The sequence below is a fragment of the Nostoc sp. NMS4 genome (assembly GCF_017115095.1).
In the GTDB taxonomy this organism is placed as follows: Bacteria; Cyanobacteriota; Cyanobacteriia; order Cyanobacteriales; family Nostocaceae; genus Nostoc.
In genome coordinates this window covers 1-17977 of the sequence record NZ_JABXKI010000188.1, presented here as the reverse complement: position 1 = coordinate 17977, position 17977 = coordinate 1, and the positions used below count along the sequence as shown (strand labels likewise).

6 protein-coding genes and 1 pseudogene are annotated in these 17977 nt (G+C 41.1%); 3 read left to right on the top strand and 4 right to left on the bottom strand.

Features of this window, described 5'->3' with window-relative positions; translation table 11 throughout:
* Window positions 1–102: 102 nt before the first annotated feature.
* From HWQ37_RS16030 to HWQ37_RS16015, 4 genes and pseudogenes are all read right to left on the bottom strand, one after another.
* A complete protein-coding gene (locus HWQ37_RS16030) occupies window positions 103–4854 on the bottom strand; it encodes a PfaB family protein (protein ID WP_292748615.1) in 4752 nt (1583 codons plus the stop codon).
* Window positions 4855–5084: 230 nt separating this feature from the next.
* Window positions 5085–6791, bottom strand: coding sequence for an SDR family NAD(P)-dependent oxidoreductase (locus HWQ37_RS16025; RefSeq protein ID WP_292748614.1), 1707 nt, complete (start codon window positions 6789–6791; stop codon window positions 5085–5087).
* A gap of 295 nt (window positions 6792–7086) precedes the next feature.
* On the bottom strand, window positions 7087–12429 hold the full coding sequence (locus tag HWQ37_RS16020) for a type I polyketide synthase (protein WP_292748613.1): 5343 nt from the start codon (window positions 12427–12429) through the stop codon (window positions 7087–7089).
* 182 nt (window positions 12430–12611) lie between these two features.
* Window positions 12612–12890: pseudogene (locus HWQ37_RS16015) on the bottom strand (hypothetical protein).
* Between the two features lie 1197 nt (window positions 12891–14087).
* On the opposite strand from HWQ37_RS16015, the gene HWQ37_RS16010 reads away from it, so the two are divergent.
* The 3 genes from HWQ37_RS16010 (at window position 14088) to HWQ37_RS16000 (ending at window position 17780) form a co-directional block, all read left to right on the top strand.
* Window positions 14088–15299 carry an ABC exporter membrane fusion protein gene (locus HWQ37_RS16010; protein ID WP_292748612.1) on the top strand — a complete coding sequence of 404 codons (1212 nt, stop codon included), beginning with the start codon at window positions 14088–14090 and terminating at the stop codon, window positions 15297–15299.
* A 60-nt stretch (window positions 15300–15359) separates the two neighbouring features.
* Window positions 15360–16538, top strand: coding sequence for an ABC transporter permease DevC (gene devC, locus HWQ37_RS16005; RefSeq protein WP_292748611.1), 1179 nt, complete (start codon window positions 15360–15362; stop codon window positions 16536–16538).
* A 237-nt stretch (window positions 16539–16775) separates the two neighbouring features.
* Entirely contained in the window at window positions 16776–17780 is a 1005-nt protein-coding gene (locus HWQ37_RS16000; protein ID WP_292748610.1) for an NAD-dependent epimerase/dehydratase family protein, read from the top strand.
* The last annotated feature ends 197 nt before the right edge of the window (window positions 17781–17977 follow it).

Here is a 17977-nt window from a genome sequence, read left to right as displayed (position 1 = left end):
ATGCTACGAAACGTAAATAGGCTTAAAACCCTTACTAATGACCAATGACAAAGGACAAATGACAGCCTTAGCTAGTTAGCTTTAATTGCGCCTACCTACTTATTAAGATTCTTCGTTGAGCAAGTTTTGGGCGCAAGCTAGTTGTAATTGAATTATTTCGCTCATTTGTTGACTGTAATCTTGTCTAGCTTGTAAGAAGGCTGTGTGTGCTTTGGTTATCTTGGAATTATTCGCATTGAGCTTTTGATACTGGGTCTTATTTAAATCGAACATGCTGATGATGCTACTAATTTTTTGAGTGATGACTGGTGGGGAAGAAGCAGGATTTTGCAGCCCAATTGCGTTTGACTCAGAAGATTGTAATTGTTCTTTCGTTTCAAAACCGTTATCAATGATATTTTTCGGTTTTACTTCTTCTGGTTGAGGCAAGATGTTAAGGGAGTAATTTTCTTGTTGGTTTTTTTGCTTGGAGGTGTTAAGATAATCTGTGATTTCAGATTGTTGGAGATTAGGTATATTTAGATGCTGTTTTTTGAAGCGTTCGCTCCTAATATCCCCAATCAAATCTTTAACTATTTTGCGATTTTCGTCGCTCAAAATTGTAGCCGCAATTGCTTTTCCACCCAAGGTAACTGTTCTCAATGTTGCTTTACTTTTATTAGCAGTTTCTTGGGCTTTGCTATACAGTGGTGATAAATCCACGTTGACTTGATGACTGAGTAGTTTTGCTAATGCTTTGACCATTGCAGCATGGTCATCCATCCCTCGACGATTTAGAGAGACTGTGATGTGTTCTTTTTTGTCGAGAATTTTATCAATCCATCGTGAACAAACGTTACCGGCACCTGCTTCTAGAAATATTTTGACTCCATCGCCGTAGACACGATTAACTAATTGCGGAAAATCAAGTTCTTGGCATAATCCTTTGGCGATGTTGTGAGCAATTACATTACTTTCTAGAAGAATTGGCTGATAATCGGCGGCTGAGTAAAAAACGATACCGGGGAGATTTTGCGATGGTAAGGTGTTTACTTTCTTGATTTCTTCGTACTGCGATCGCATCGCTTCACAATGTATCACATGGTCGAAGGGAGCGGGGAAAGAGTTGCAACCTAATGTTGTAATCACTCGCTTACAGGCGGCATCTTCACCAGCAATTAATACTTCTTCTGGTGTATTTATTTGAGTTAAGTAGACACGATTCTCATGTTTTAGGCATTCTCTAACTTGGGATGGAGTAGCCATGAGAACATAGGTATTCCAAAAATTGTTGTTTGGTGAATCTGTTAATCCCCAATATTCACGCACAGCATTTTTCGGACCAGATAACTTATCGCCAAATAGAGGTGATGAGTTTAAGGTGTTACTTCCGCCCTCAAAATCACTCCAAACTCCTTGGGCAACCATCATGCTAGTTTCACCCAAACTATACCCAAAAACAGATTGTGGCTTGACTTGAAAATCATCTCGAAAAATTGCCGTCATGTATCTAGCAAAGGCGATTTCACTTTCAAACATTGCCAGTGAATCATCTAACAATTGCTTTTCGAGTGTTTCTAGTTGCCTAGTTGCCAATTTAGGTAAACTTCTGGGATAAACCAGTTTTTCAACATCGGCAGCCCGGTTGTAGAGGTTGTTACTTTTTAAGTCCTCGAATACTTTTGGAAATAATCGGAATACACTGCGACCAATGCCAATATAAGAATTGACGGCTGCGGGGTAAACATAAGCAACTGCCCCAGTTTTACCCAATGGTTTCGCTGTGAAATAACTTCCTAAAGGTGTTTGCCAATCTGTGCCGTTTTCAAAGGCATTATTTACACCTTTGCGGGCAGATTCAATTTCTTTGAGTAAATCTTTTGTGTTACGTCCTGTAATTGATAAGACGTATTTTGGATTAGAATGCTGTTCAAAGGTAGCAAATGTCTCGCTGGCGGTAGCTGATAAAGAAGAACTCGCTTCTATGGTATGTTGGAGATTGTTTAGAAGATCGGAAATGGTGGTGCGATCGCTAACTGCTATCGGAAACAGATGAAAAGGCATTTGTTGCAAATATCTGTTATCCCGCTCCTCTTGGCTGGGTTCCTCCGATAAGATTAAATGGGCGTAACTCCCATCTATACCCATACTATTAATTGCTGCTATTCTGCGTGTGCCGCCTTTATCGACAAACCAAGGTCTTGATTCCATTGCCACATAGAAAGGGCTACCTTCCCATACTTGCGGTGTTTTGACACCAGACCATTTGGGTGTGGCGGGAATATACCTGTAATAAAGACAGAGGGAGGTTTTGATTAAGCTAGCAATTCCCGATGCTGTATAGGTGTGGCCGATATTGGCTTTGACGCTGCCCAATGCACAATGCAAACCATTGCCCACTTTCGGATAAGCTTGCAGTAAACCTGTAATTTCCGCTTCATCCTCCTGGGGAACGCCACTACCGAAGACTTCCACATAGTTAACCTCGGTGGGTTGAATCTCCGCCATCTGGAAAGCTTGTTTGCAGACATCACTGATAGCTGAGGCATCAGGTTTTACCTGAGTGTTACCCAAAGTAGAATTACCTTGTGCGAAACTCATAGCATCAATTACTGCATAGATGCGTTCATTATCTTCCTTCGCAGCTTCGTAGCGTTTGAGGACGACAGCACCGGCACCTTCACCAACCGTCCAGCCATTAGCTTGTTGGTCGTAACCCAACGTATTCACACCCGTATTAATTGGGGCAAATTGGCTGCGGAATAAGACATTTTCCACACCGCCGGCTAAATCTACCGCACCCACAACCACCGCGTCTACTTCTCCAGTAGCGAGTAGCATTTGGGCAACTTCCAAGGCTTTGAGGGCGGAATTTTCGCCAGCGCTGACGGTGAATGCAGGGCCAGTGAAATTCCATAAAGCAGAAATCCGGCTTGCCATGATGTTGGCGATGTGACTCACATATTCGCCGATTTCTACTGGTTGGTGAATGCTATCTTTGACAATGGTTTCCAGTTGCGCCAGTTGTTCAGCAGGTAGAGAAATTCCTTGGTTAAGTAAGCCGTCCTTAACTTGCCATGATAGATTCCATCGTTGTTGTAGCTGATGCACAGAGAATTCTGTCTCGGCAGCGACTATAACTGCGACATTGCCACCCTCTTGTAGTTTCGCATCTTTGACGGCGCGATCGCTAACCTTCAAGAGCAATAATTGTTGTGGGTTTAACTTTTCTATCTCATTTGGTGGGATTTTGCACGATAAAGTATCGATTTCAAAATCTTTGATATATGCCCCTACTGGTGCTTTACCATCTGTTAAACCGTACTCTTTCAGGACATTCTCTTGATTTTCTATCCCATGCCATCTTTGAGGCGGTAGGGAAGTAAAATGTTGTGTTCCATCATAAATGCTGCGTTCAAAAGCATCTAAGCCATTGCAGTTACCAAAAAAGGCATCCATGCCAACAATCGCAATTTTGGCAGGTGGAACAGGTGGACTTGATTCAACTGATTGTGTTGTATTTCCTTGTTCTAAAATCAGATGAGAATTAGTGCCGCCAAATCCAAAAGCACTAATAGCAGCCCGTTTAATGGATGTGTTATTATCCGGCCATGCTGTAGCTGTTCTAACAATTTTATCGGCAGAAATTGTACTTTTTTCTGATGTTAAAGGTTCCGAAACATTCATGGTTGCTGGAATTACACCATGAGACATACTCAAAATCACTTTAGTCAAGCCAACCATGCCAGCAGCAGTTAGCAAGTGACCAGTATTTGCCTTAGCAGAACCCACTAGAGGCGCAGCTTGATTTTGACCAAAGAATGTTTCGATGGAGTTGAATTCGGTTGTATCTCCTAGCAATGTGCCGGTGGCGTGACACTCTAAATAATCGATAGTTTTGGGACTAAAATTTGCCTCATTATAGGCTCGTTCAAATGCTAGGACTTGTCCTTTAGGATTTGGACTGAGTAAATGTTTACCCTTCCCATCATTCGAGAGTCCATTACCGCAGATAGTAGCGAGAATATTATCGCCATCGCTAACGGCATCAGAATATCTTTTCAGCATCACCATCCCCACACCATCGGCGGGAATTAGCCCTCTCGATGATTTATCTAAGGGGCGGCTGATACCGTTTTCTGCATACCCTTGAACACCGGAAAACAACATTCGCACGAATAGGGAATCAGCACAACTTATAGCTCCAGCTAACATGACATCAGCTTTGTGTGACCATAAGTAATGAGATGCTAGTTTAATCGCGTAAAATGATGACGAACAAGCAGCATCCAGACATAAATTAATCTGGGATAGAGATAGAGCTTGAGCAATGATAGATGCTGGTAAGCCAGATATCAAAGCATTGTGAAAAGACGCTTTAGTTGCACTTGGGAGAGCAGCTAAATCAAAGTCTTCATACTGCAAAAGTTCTCTGACGGCAGGGGTAATAGATTGCTGGTATATTGGAGAGAATAATTGATTAGATAATTTTGTTGGGAATGACAAATTACCTAAAATTACGCCGCATTTTGCAAGAACAGTTTGATTACCCCAATAACCACTCTGTAAAATTGCTTGTTTAGCCGCATACAATGACCATTTGAAGGTGTTATCTAAACCAGCAACAAATTCTGATGGTAGATTGTATTCAGATGGATTAAACTGGAAGTTGCGGATGTAACCGCCTTTGAGGGAATAAGTTTTGTCTGGTGTACCTTTGACTGGATTGTGAAATATTGTCGGGTCTACTCCGATTTCTTCGACGGTTGCAGAGGATGTCGAATCTTTTTGATTGACGATATTTTGCCAGTATTCTTCAGGATTTTTAGCATCGGGGAATAGGCATGATAATGCGATGATGGCTATTTTTTCCACGATTTATATGCTCCGAGTTTGGGTATTTAGCAAGAGATATTTAACAGGCAGGATTTACGCTGTTCCCCAAACTTTGAAGTGGCAAGTTATAGCAATCCTATTTGAGTTGTGAAAAATACTGTTTTTAATCGAACCACAGAGGCGCAGAGAGCGCAGAGAGAAGAATAAAGAGAGTTTTTTACAACTGATTTAGGATTGCTATATGGATGTTGAGTGGTAAAGGAAGATTATTAGCTTCTAAGCAATTTCATTGACCAAATAATAGCGTGAGCGCCGAGCATTCGTGAATAGATTTTACCTTGGCGATCGTGTATGCTAAAGTTAGCGATCGCACTACTCGATGTCTTGGCTAGTACTTCACAAGAAACGTAAAATGTTTCGTTATGTGGTATCATCGCAAATTGTTCAAATTTTTCGACTTTTCCAGGTAAACAACCTTCTTCATGAAAGTGTTGTGTCCAAACCCATAAGGCGTGCATACTCAAGTCTGTTGTGTAAGGATTTACCCATTGGACGGGGAATTGTCCTTGTTGTTGTGCTGTGAGTTCTGGCCAAAGGCATTCTGTTGTAATTTTTTCAGGACTGATGTTTAAAACTCTTTTGATTTCTTGAAAACCGGGGCCATGAAATAATGTCGCCCCACCATTTTGATAAAAGTCTTTTCCGGTAGCGGTGATGATATTATCTTCTTCGAGATTGAGAGATTCATAAGTTGGTATATCTGGGATTTCTCGCTGGAGATTGAGTTGAGCGCTAAAATGATAATGAATTCTCCCTTCTGGGTTTTTACTCGAAATTTTGGCTTTAAGTTCGATTCTTTCTAAGTTAACTTTAGCAATTTCCTCGATTTCTAAAATGTGTTCTTTCGCTAATGTTTCATTGAAAGTAATCCCCTTCAAAACTTTAAAGTCTTGGTAATTAAACAACCGATAACCAGGATATAATTGTTCACAGGCATTGATAATCCAGGTCATTGCACAAGTTGCTGGCAAAACTGGAGAACCAGCAATAGTATGATCGTATAAAAATGGATTAGCCTCTAATGTCATTTGGCGACGAATACGATAAGTTCGTAGTTCTGAATCTAACTCCGACCCCATTGGAACTAGTGGACTACCAATAACAACTTGTGAGGTTGCATGATTGGTATTATCCATTTCTTTTACGAGCATTTGTGCGCCGACTGCAATGGGAATTATTTCAATTTTTCGCTCCTGAAAAATCTTCTTTAATTCTGCTGTCACCATTCCACTATCCCAAGCGCCCCAGTTGATAGCGACTACATGACATGAGGGATAACTTTGCTTAAATATATGGGCTGATTTGTTCAGAATTTCATTAGCGATCGCATAATCAGATTGTCCAGGATTTCCGTAAAAGCCTGTTACGGAAGAAAACAAAACTAAATGTTGAAGTTCATTAGGGTTGACGCAAGCCAACAGGTTTTCTAAGCCTTGAACTTTGGCGGTGTAAACTTTTTCAAAATCCTCTTCTGTTTTCTTTTCAATTAACTTATCAGCTAAGTTTCCCGCGCCGTGAATGATTCCTGTAATCGACCCAACATTAGCCAGCTTTTCTTGTAAAGCTTGGGTATCTGTAACATCGACGCTGATATATTCTGCTTTCGCTCCGGTTTTTTCAATTGCTGCGAGAGTCTTTTTAATCTCGCGGCTGGAGGTTATTTTGTTATATATTTTTTGTACATTCATGGGTGTGGGCTTCTCTCCTTGGGAAAGAAGATTTTCCATGATGCATTTTTTCAATGCGGATTCATCGGAATTTTGAGCAAAAGCTGGTTCGGTTTCTAATAGTTCGGAGCGACCGAGGAGAATGAATTTGCAGGGTTGCTGTTGGGCTAATCTGATAGTACACTCAGCCGTAATCCCTTTTGCACCGCCGCTCACGACAAAGACTGATGATGGGGCTGTTTGTATCATAAATCCTCGTTAATACCTGCATAAATTGGTTTTTTGGATATACGAACCGCAAAGGGCGCAAAGGAGAGGCAGCGCGTTGCGGGGGTTCCCCCCGTTGTAGCGACTGCCGTCGCAAAGTAAGAGAAATGGGCAATCTTGTTGTAGTAGCAAAAAAGTAAAAACATACTAATAGCAGTCTTAAAAATTTGTGAAATTCTCTGTTTATTTCTTTTCTTTGCGCTCTTTGCGTCCTTTGCGGTTCGTTAAAAACAGGAATTTTCACAACTCAAATAAGACTGCTATATCAAAGAACTAATTAATCGGCGATAATCGTAACTCGTCCTTGTGAGCCGTAGCCAACTTCACTTATATAAAGGTTGGGGTCGTGAAGTTCGGCGATAATGTTTTGTACTGACTGTTTAGCATCAAGTCTGGGACTCAAATCGATCGCACGGGTGAAAACTTTTGGCCATTCCCATCTGAGGGTTTTGGTTAATCCGAATAAACCAGCACCGATCGCACCAAAGTTGACTTTATACTCTAAACCGAAGGCTCCATCAAGGTGAGCAACTGTGCAGAAACAACTACGTCCATGCTTTGCGGCTTCGTTGAGGGAGGGTTTCAGGTGTTTCGCCATCAAAAATACGTGCTTGACGATCGCCTTTTCTACTTCGTTATAAGAAATACTCCCGGTGTTATTTCCTATAAATATCGGATGTAGATGGATGAAAGCCCCAATCGCTCCGCAGTGAGAGGCGATCGCTTGGAGTTGTTGTTGGAGATGTTCTTCGCTCAAGTTAGCCAAGGTGACGCGGGTTACTCCTGTGGGTAAGGGCGCTTGTTGGGCGATGAGCGATTGGGGAAAGCTGATAACTACTACTTTCCAGCCTTTCTCGATTAAGGATTCAGCTAATTTATAGGTGGTGAGGGAACCATCATCGGTGATTAAACCGATGTGTCCCTCTGGTAACGTGAAATCCAAATAATCGGGCTGTGGTAAGCTTCTGAGTTTGACCGGATGGCGCTGGATACTATGCTCTAATTCCGGTGGCTGTTGGACAAACTCAGGCTCAGACTTTTTTTTTTCACCTCCAGCTAACTGCTGTAGGTAATCAACAATTTGACCGATGGTGCGGAGTTCTCCGAGTTCTTCAATATTCGGTTTGGGTAAGTTGGGGTACATTTCTTGCATCGCCCCTAAGATTTCTACCCGTTTGATGGAATCAATACCCAAGTCGGCTTCCATGTCCATTTCCAGTTCCAGCATCTCCACTGGATAGCCGGTTTTGTCGCTGGTGATGGCTAACAGGGTTTCACCTAAGTTGGCAAATTCATCACTGGTTGCGGGTTCTGGGGTGAATGCGACAACTACGCTGACTTCAGGTTCAACTACTGGTGTAGCCTCTACTGCAATTTCGATTGCTGGTTGTACTTCATGAATGGCAATTTCTACCGAGACACTGTTGGAGGCGTGGGATTGCAGATACTCGACAACTTGACCGATGGTGCGTTTTTCTGCTAGTTCTTCTAAATTGGGTTTGGGTAGGTTGGGGTACATTTCCTGTAATGCTCCCAGAATTTCTACCCGTTTGATCGAGTCAATTCCTAAATCCGCCTCCATATCCATGTCCATTTCCAGCATTTCGACTGGGTAGCCCGTCTTGTCGCTGGTGATGGCTAAGAGGTTTTTATCCAAGTCAACAATATCGATGGTTGCATTAGATACGGGTGCTGGTTCTGGGGTAAATGCAACAACTTCGGTGACTGGAGGTGAGCTAATTTTCACTACAACCTCGGCTTGAGGTTCTACAACTGGGACAGGTGGCTCTATTGTCTCGACAGTGGCGAAGTGGGGAGTCGGAAGGGGGGAGTAGGAAGTTTCAACTACAGGCTCTACAGCAGCCGGTAGAGGTACTTGGGTAACATTTTTAGCGATCGCCTCAGTTACAGGCTGGCTGTCTACTATCTTGGTAGTGGCGGTTACTGGTGCTTCTGTGGTGAAAGGAATTAACTCGCTTAGTTTCTCTGTGAGTTGGCTTACGCCTTCACCTGAGATAATTTGCGAATATTCTTGCTGGATGAGTTGGAAAAAGTTTTTCGTATATTCCAACTGTTCTTGGAGATATTGCTCATGGATGCGTAGAGTTTCACCTTGTTGGGAATGAAACTGCATCATGCTACGCTCTAAGCTTTCCATGACAACTAACTTCATTTTCGCAGTTTCGCCTGTTGATTTACTTTCGCTCAACAAGGAATTCTGCTGTTGCATTAGTTGGAAAAACGCTTTGGCGTATTCCATTTGATGGTTGAGATAAGTACCGTGAACTTGTAAATTCTCGGCTTGATTTTCCTGGAACTGTGTCAGGAGATATTCTAAACTTGCTAAAAGTTGTTCGTAATTTGTCAGTTTTTCTGGTGTTGGTTGCATCTTAGATTCCTGGGCTGGTTGTGAAAGGGTCACAGGATTCATTTGTTGCTCTGTTTGGGTGATTATCTTAGTAGCGATCGCATCTGTTTTTTTATGTCCATTAGTTTCGATCGCTGCGAGAGTCGGAGTCACACCTGGACTGCTAAACAAAGGTGCATCAAAATGTTCTGGAGTGGGTAATGTGACTTTATGCCCATCCTGCAAAGCTAAAGCGAAGGCATTTTTCGTTTTTTCGGATCTGTAGTTTATGCCATTCAAACGGACATTTAATGTCTTCTTTGTCTCAATTGGCGGGATAGTTTGGGGAAGTTGGTAGGGATCGAGGTTATTCAAAGTCAAACCAATTACCCGCAACTGCACAACTGCTTCTCGTAAGGAGCGATCGCTATTCTTTTGAGTGCTGGGGTTCAGAGATACAGTAAGATGAGGGCGATCGCCAAGGATATCTTTCACCAAGTTGCTCAAAATTCTCCTCGGCCCAAATTCCACGAAGCAAGTACCACCGGCTGCATAGATATTTTCAATTTCCTGTTTAAACAGCACTGAATTAGAAAGGTGCGTTTCCAGAATTTTTTGAATGCTTTGGGCTTCCTTCGGATACTGCTTACTCGTGACGTTGCTGTAAACAGGGATTTTCGGACTTTGGAACTTGACAGACTTAGTAGCGATCGCAAAGGATTTCTGAGCAAAGGCGATTAGCGGTGTATGGAACGCTGCTGATACAGGTAACAATACAGCTGTATATCCTTTCTCGTGCAAAATCTCTCTGACTTTTGCGATTTCTGCGGTAGGGCCAGCCAAGACAAATTGAGTGGGAGAATTTTGATTAGCGATCGCAACCTGCGGAAAATTTCTCAGCACAGCTTCCACTTTGCTGATATCTTCTTTAACAGCCAGCATACTACCCGCATCATGATCCGGGTCTTCGGGTGCAGCCATTGCTTGACCCCTAGCTTTCACCAAAAACAGGTAATCTTCAGTACTCAAAACCCCCGCAGCCCACAACGCTGTCAGTTCTCCAAAGCTGTGACCCGCCACAAAATCGGACTTAAACCCAGCTTGTTGCAATATGCTGTACATCCCTGCACTCAACACCCCGATGGCTGGTTGAGCGTATTCTGTGCGCTGTAGGGCAGCAATTTGAGCATTTTTTTCGGCTTCCTCAAACACAGGATGAGGGAAAACAATCTCAGAAAGCGGCTGTAAATTATCCTTAATTAACAGGCTATCCATATAGCCATGAAGACGGCGCATCAACGGGAAATTCATCACCAATTCCCGACCCATCTCCAAGTATTGCGAACCTTGACCAGAAAATAGAGAGACAACTTTTCCGCCCAATTCCATACCAGAGGCGCGGTAATAAATCCCTTGAGGATGTTCCCAAGATGCTGCTGAACCTTTGAGTTTTAGCCAGTCAATGCTAGTTTGCAGCAACTTGCAAGCTTCTTCGAGATTTTCAGCGACAAAGCCAAATCTCGCAGCAGAGAGGGGAATCTGTTGTGATTTGCACTCATTGACTAATTGAGCATAGTATGTAAGTGCTTCAGGCGATACTCCTTCGGAGTCACTTCGTGAACGCAACTTACCTAAAATCTCTTCCGATTTACTCAGCAATTGCTCTACTGTGGGAGCAAACAACAGCATTTCACTAGCACCACTATGTAAGCGGTAAGCGTGGTTTTGGTCGGCTTCATATTCTTCCAAAACAACGTGATAATTAGTACCACCAAACCCAAAAGAACTCACCCCAGCGCGTCTCGGTGCTTCCCCTTCTGGACGAATCCAAGGTCTAGTTTCGGTATTCAAATAAAACGATGAATTTTTAATGTTGAGTTTGGGATTTGGCTCAGTAATGTTAATAGTGGGCGGTAATACTTTGTGATGTAAAGCCAAAGCAGTTTTAATCAAACTCGCCGCACCCGCAGCCGCTTTTGTGTGTCCAATTTGTGATTTTACACTACCCAAAGCGATGTGCTGTTTTTTAGAATCATGTCCATCAAAGTAGTCTTTTAAAGAACCGAATTCTGTCGGATCTCCCGCCATTGTCCCGGTGCCATGTGCTTCCATCAAACCAACAGTAGCGGGAGAGAAGCCGGCATCTTCATAAGCACGTTCTAAAGCTTTAACTTGGCCTTCTTTCCGAGGAGCATAAATGCTCTTGTAACGTCCATCGCTGGAGGTACCAATACCTTTAATTACGGCATAGATTTTATCGTTGTCCCGTTCAGCATCTTCCAAACGTTTCAGGACAATCATCCCAATACCTTCGCCTAACATCATCCCATCAGATTTAGCATCAAAAGGTTTGACATTTTCACTAGGAGAAACCGCCGGTGTTTTGCTGAATGATATGTAAGCCATAATGGTGTTATCGGTATCAACACCACCAGTCAGCATCATATCCGAACGATGCTCAACTAGCTCACTAATTGCCATTTTCAAAGCACCAAAGGAACTAGCACAAGCAGCATCAACAACACAATTCATCCCGCCAAAATTGAGGCGATTGGCAATTCTCCCCGCCACCACATTCGCTAACATTCCAGGGAAAGCATTCTCATCCCATTTCACATAAGCGCTTTTAATCTTCTCAACGATTTTTTGCGTATCTTCATCAGATAAACCACTGCTTTTAAGTGCTTTTTCCCAAATAGGATATTCCAACCTCGCAGAAAGTGGCATTCCTAACTGCTTGGCCATCGCCACGCCTAAGATTACCCCAACAGTCTCGCGGCTAAACTCACGTTTTTCGCCATAACCTGCATCTTCCATCGCCTCTTTCGCAACTACTAAACTTAATAGTTGCGATACATCTGTGACTTCCAAAATGCTGGGTGGGATACCGAATTCCATCGGGTTAAAATCAACCTCTGGAAGAAACCCACCTCTTTTACAATAGGTTTTATCTTCAGTAGTTCTCGGATTCGGATCGTAATAATCCTCAACACTCCAATGAGTAGAAGGAACATCAGTAATACAGTCAATTTTATTGACTATATTTTGCCAATATTCCCGTAAATTTCTCGCTTGAGGCAATAGAGAAGCCATCCCCACGATCGCAATAGGATTGTGTTGTAATTGTCTGTTAATTTTGTTAGTTGACACTGGTTTATTTGGCTTATCTGACTTCATGCTTTTTTCCTCTATAGACCTCATCACAGCCTGTTCACAATGATTGATCAGGCTCTCTAACTCCGCTAAGGCAGTATCAATTGAATAAGCAGACATAGGGCATAGTTAGTACTGTGGATTGTGTAGCTACAGTAATTTCTGTTGCCTACTAAATAATCAAAAACTCTTGTCTTGTAAGCTAAATGCTCGTATCCAAATCAACACCACACGACACATACTGCCCTCATAAAGCCTTAGATTTATAGGCGATTTTGGCATACTGCAATCGCAAAAAAATGTTAGACGACACTAGACTTTTGATATTGCGACAATAGGTCGATGACGTTGTTAAAACTGGTAAAATAGTCTTGGAGTGTAATAGCTGCTTGACCAGTGAATTCAATCCATTTGTAATAGTAGAGATTTTGAGCAATGGTATCCTACTGGAGCGATGAAAACTGAGGAGTAGCTAAGGAAACAGAAACTCTTTTTTCACCCGAAACTGTTTGATTATCTAGCCTAACCAGACAACGTTCTGTATCTCGATCGATGTCATGGCTAGTTTCAACGTTCGGGATAATATATTTTATGGTATTCTACCCAGTAAAGTTGACAAGTTCGTTACAGAAAAGACACCGCCTTTAATCTGAGTTTATGCAAGTTGAAAACGTAATCAAACGATCGCAAGCTGAAGACGAAGCAGTTATCTTTAGTTATTTTTAATTTCCAAATCTCAATTAAATAACTAGTTTGTATAACCACTTTAAAGCATTGAATTAATAAAAACACTAACATACTTTACAGAAACTAAATCATTCCTTTAAAGTTATTTTATAAATAACCATATCCTGTTACCGATGTGAGTTTTGAATAAAATCCAGCATCAAAGTATAATTTATAACTATAAAAATATGTGAGAAATTTATCTCAGTTTTTACTTCCTGCCTTCTACCTCGAAGCTTTTGGTCATTTTTCAATATAAGTGAAGTTAAGAAGCAAAGTGGTTATTTATAAAGCAAATGTTAATTTTTACTATGTTGCTTGATAAACATAATATGAGTGAAATGAGTCTTTAGTAAAAAGTGAACCGAAACAAAGCTCAGATTTTGCATCTCATCTACAAACTGACTCGCTCTGTAATCAATTGCAGGGTTAATAGCTTAAGTAGGAGCAATTGATAAATTACCCTACTAGAAATCGCTAGAAGAATGTCTTATATTACACAACCTTGATAATCATAATCTGTTAGTAATATCAAATCTGCTTAATAACTAACTATTTGTAGGTATTCAATGGCTAGACAAGAGATTAGCGATCGGTACATTTTTTCAGCATCTAATCTTACTGCTATCAAATATTCGAGTTAGAGAATCAGGACTTATGCAAATTAAATGAGTTGACAATAATCAACTTTTACGCCATAGTTAATAACAAGTTTGCCAAAGTTTTTAGTTGATTTTTATTAGCGCTTCGTCTTTCTTGAAAGTTAAATTTTCTGACTATCATTATTGTATTTTACGCTACGGGATTAGATGTCAAATTAGGATATAACTTAGGAAGCTTTGAAGTAACACGCCATTAATTTTCACGCCACAATAGTAAGTTTGGGCGGTAAAAGCGTACAACAATTCATATAAAACCAATTTAGACCCATCTACTTGATTAAGGTAGAAAACCTAGAGTAAAAACCCTCTTGGTAATTTGCAGATGAGTCTATTCTAATCGACTAAATATAACCAGGATATTCTCTAAAAAAGCAGAATTGGAATGAAAATATGGCAGTAAATAAAGAAAGTCGATTATTCACAAAACCCACAGGCCGATCGCAACTAATTTTAGCAGCTTCTCTCACTTTAGCGGCTGGATTAATCGCTTTCTATAGTTTGACACCCTATTGGTCTAAACCGAAAGTTGTGACAGCGCCAGCCAACCCTCCAAAAGCTGCCACCACACCTGCGAAAGTTGCTGTGACAGCCTTGGGACGTTTGGAGCCAGAAGGCGAAGTTACTACTTTGACTGCTCCTACTTCTAATAATGGGGTACGAGTAGACAGACTGTTGGTGAAAGAAGGAGATGCGGTTAAGGCTGGGCAATTATTGGCCTATTTAGAAAATTATGGTCGTTCTAAAACAGCTTTACAACAGGCTTTAGACCAGTTGCAAGTTGCCAAAGCGAAATTAGCGCAGGTGAAATCTGGAGGTAAAACTGGAGATGTCGATGCTCAAAAGGCTGTAATCGCTCGTTTAGAGCCACAATATAAAGGGGATGTTGCGACACAACAGGCGACAATTGACCGCATCCAGGCGGAAGTAGATAATGCTCAAGCCGAAAATAATCGCTATCAGCAATTATATAAACAAGGTGCGATCGCGGCTTCTGTAGCAGATACCAAAGCTTTGCAACTAAAGACTACACAACAGCAACTAACAGAAGCCCAAGCCACCCTTAAGCGAACTCAAGACACATTCCAAGCACAACGCAAGCAAGCACAAGCACAACTTACTAGTATTAGTGAAGTGCGTAGCGTAGATGTTCAGGTCGCACAAACCGAAGTCAATAGTGCAACAACATCTGTTCAACAAGCAAAAGCCGACTTAGATTTAAGTTATATCAAATCTCCCATAAATGGCAAAATTTTGAAAATTCACGCCAAAACTGGAGAAGTCATCAGTACCAGCAAAGGATTTGCTGAGATAGGTAAAACATCTCAAATGTATGTGATTGCAGAGGTGTATCAAACCGATGTTCAAAAAGTGCGTGTAGGACAAAAAGCCACAATTAACAGCACTGCATTTAGTGGAACAATAAAAGGAACTGTAAAAGAGATTGGTTGGCAAGTTGACAAGCAAAACATCTTCAGCATAAACCCTGGTTCCGATACAGACCGCAGAATAGTTGAAGTGAAAATCTCCATCGATAATCCCGCAGATAGCGAAAAGGTTGCTCGTTTAACTAACTTACAAGTCGATGTCGCCATTCATATTTAGTCATAGGTCATTCACAAATGACAAGTGACAAATGACAAATGACAAATAATAAATAAATCCATGATTTTCAAAATTCCTTTAGCATGGCTACAGCTAGCCCAGCAAAAAGTTCGTTTACTAGTAGCTGTAGCCGGAATTGGTTTTATTGTGCTGCTAATGTTTGTGCAACTTGGTTTTCAAGATGCTCTCTATTCTAGTGCAACCGCAGTCCACCAGAATCTCAAAGGAGATTTATTTTTAGTTAGTTCGCAATATAAATCTTTGACCTCAAATCAAAGTTTTTCGCGGACTCGTTTATACCAATCTCTGGGATTTGAGGGTGTAGAGTCAGTTAGCCCCATGTATTTGCAATTTGCCAAACTGAAAAATCCCGCAACTAGCGAGAAATATTCAATATATGTTATTGGTTTCGATCCAGGTAGACCTGTGATGAACATACCAGAAGTTGAGAAAAATTTAGATAAACTCAAAATTCCTGATGTTGTGCTTTTTGACCGAGGTTCTCGCCCAGAGTTTGGCCCAATAGCTGAAAAATTTAATGCGGGGGAAACTGGGCAGACAATTGAAATATTTCCCTTCAATTCTTTAATTGGTTATAGAGTTAGAATAGGTGGCTTATTCACATTAGGGCCTTCTTTTGGTGTAGACGGAAATTTACTTGTTAGTGACTCTACTTTCTTGAGGATAAATCCCAATACTCGTCCGGCAGATATGATCGATATTGGTTTGATTTCCCTCAAACCTGGTGCTAATGCAGAAACAGTACTGAAAAATCTACAAGCAAGTTTGCCTAATGATGTCCAAGTTTTTACCCGCCAAGGCTTCATTGATTTTGAAAAAAAATATTGGGCTGTTAGAACACCCATTGGTTTTATTCTTAACTTAATGTTGACAATGGCTGCGGTTGTTGGCGTAGTTATTGTTTATCAAATTCTTTACAGCAATATTGCTACACAATTCGTTGCTTACGCCACTTTAAAAGCCATAGGTTATGCTAATAGCTATTTATTAAATGTGGTATTTCAGCAAGCTTTGATTTTGGCAATATTAGGTTATATCCCAGGATTTATTACTTCTGTTTTGTTATATAGTTTTGCCGCCGAATCAACGAAACTGCCAATAGTTATGACCACTAACAATGCAGTGATTGTCTTAACTTCAACAGTTTTAATGTGTATAACATCAGGAGCGCTTGCTATCAACAAACTCCGCTCCGCAGATCCGGGAGATATTTTCTAACTAAGATAACTTACTCAGAGGTTATTTGAAAAGTAGTTTGCTGTGATTTTGATTGCATTCTTACCCCCCGATATATTGGGCTACGGTGGTACACACACACAAGTCGAATTACCCCCCTTAATCCCCCCTTATAAAGGGGGGAAACCGGAAAATCTAGTTCCCTCCCCTTTGCAAGGGGAGGGTTAGGGTGGGGTAAAAAATAAATTCAAAATCCAAAATTGGTATAACCCCTAATATATGAACCTCAACAAGAAAACTCTCCTAATTACTGGAATTAATGAATTTGTCGGTTTGCGTACAGCCGAGTTAGCCATAGCGCAAGGGATGAAGGTTCGTGGACTGCAAAGTTCTCCAGAACAGAACAAACAATTACAGAATTTAGGTGTAGAGGTAATTATTGGTAGCATCACCGATTCTACTATTGCTCAAAAGGCTTGTCAGGGAGTAGATATCGTTTTACATACAGAGGAAATTGCCGAAGAAGCTGGTGCAATTAAGCATTTTCGTGATGTAAATGTTGGCGGTACTGTCAACATAGCGAAAGCCGCTAAACAGGCTGGTGTGAAAACATTTGTGCATCTTTCTAGTGTGATGGTTTACGGTTTCAACTATCCTGATGGTGTTACGGAATCCGGGCCACTTTCTGGCGAAAATAATCCCTACTGTCAAACTAAAATAGAAGCAGAAACAGCACTTTTAGAACTGAATAATCCCTCAGATTTTGGCATCATCATTATTCGAGCCGGAGATGTTTATGGGCCTGGGAGTATTCCCTGGATCGTCAGGCCAATTCTGATGATGCGGCAAAAATTATTTGCTTGCGCCAACGATGCTAAAGGAGTAATCAATCATGTATATATTGATAACCTAATTGATGGCATCTTTCTGGCAATAGAAAAAGAAATCTACGGTGAAATATTTAATATCACCGACGGACAAGAAACTTCTTGGAAAGAGTATTTTATGCGTTTAGCGGCAATGGAAGGTTTACAAGCACCCCTTTCATTATCGAAAGATGAAATCAAATTGTTTCTAAAGCTACGTGTTCAAGGACAAAAACTTTTTCGGAAAAAAGTTGATATCTTACCAGAGTCTATAGATTTTATGACTCGTCCTTACGCTTGTTCAATTGCTAAAGCCCAAAATTTGTTAAATTACAAACCAGCAGTTGACCTCGAATTAGGTATGCAGCAAACACGTGAATGGCTGCAAAAAACAGATATTCAAAGCTTGATGAAATAGTCCACAGATTTTTGAGAATTCAGAAGTCAGGAGTCAGAATGGGCTACGCCCCGCTACGCTAACAGAATGATTGCAAAATGAAGATAAAGAAGAGTAAGTCATTCTTTGAAAGAGTCAGTTCACGAATAAAAGCTGACTAAGACAGCTTTCTATCAACCCCAAAATCACTTATTTTGACTACAAAATTATGCTGAAAC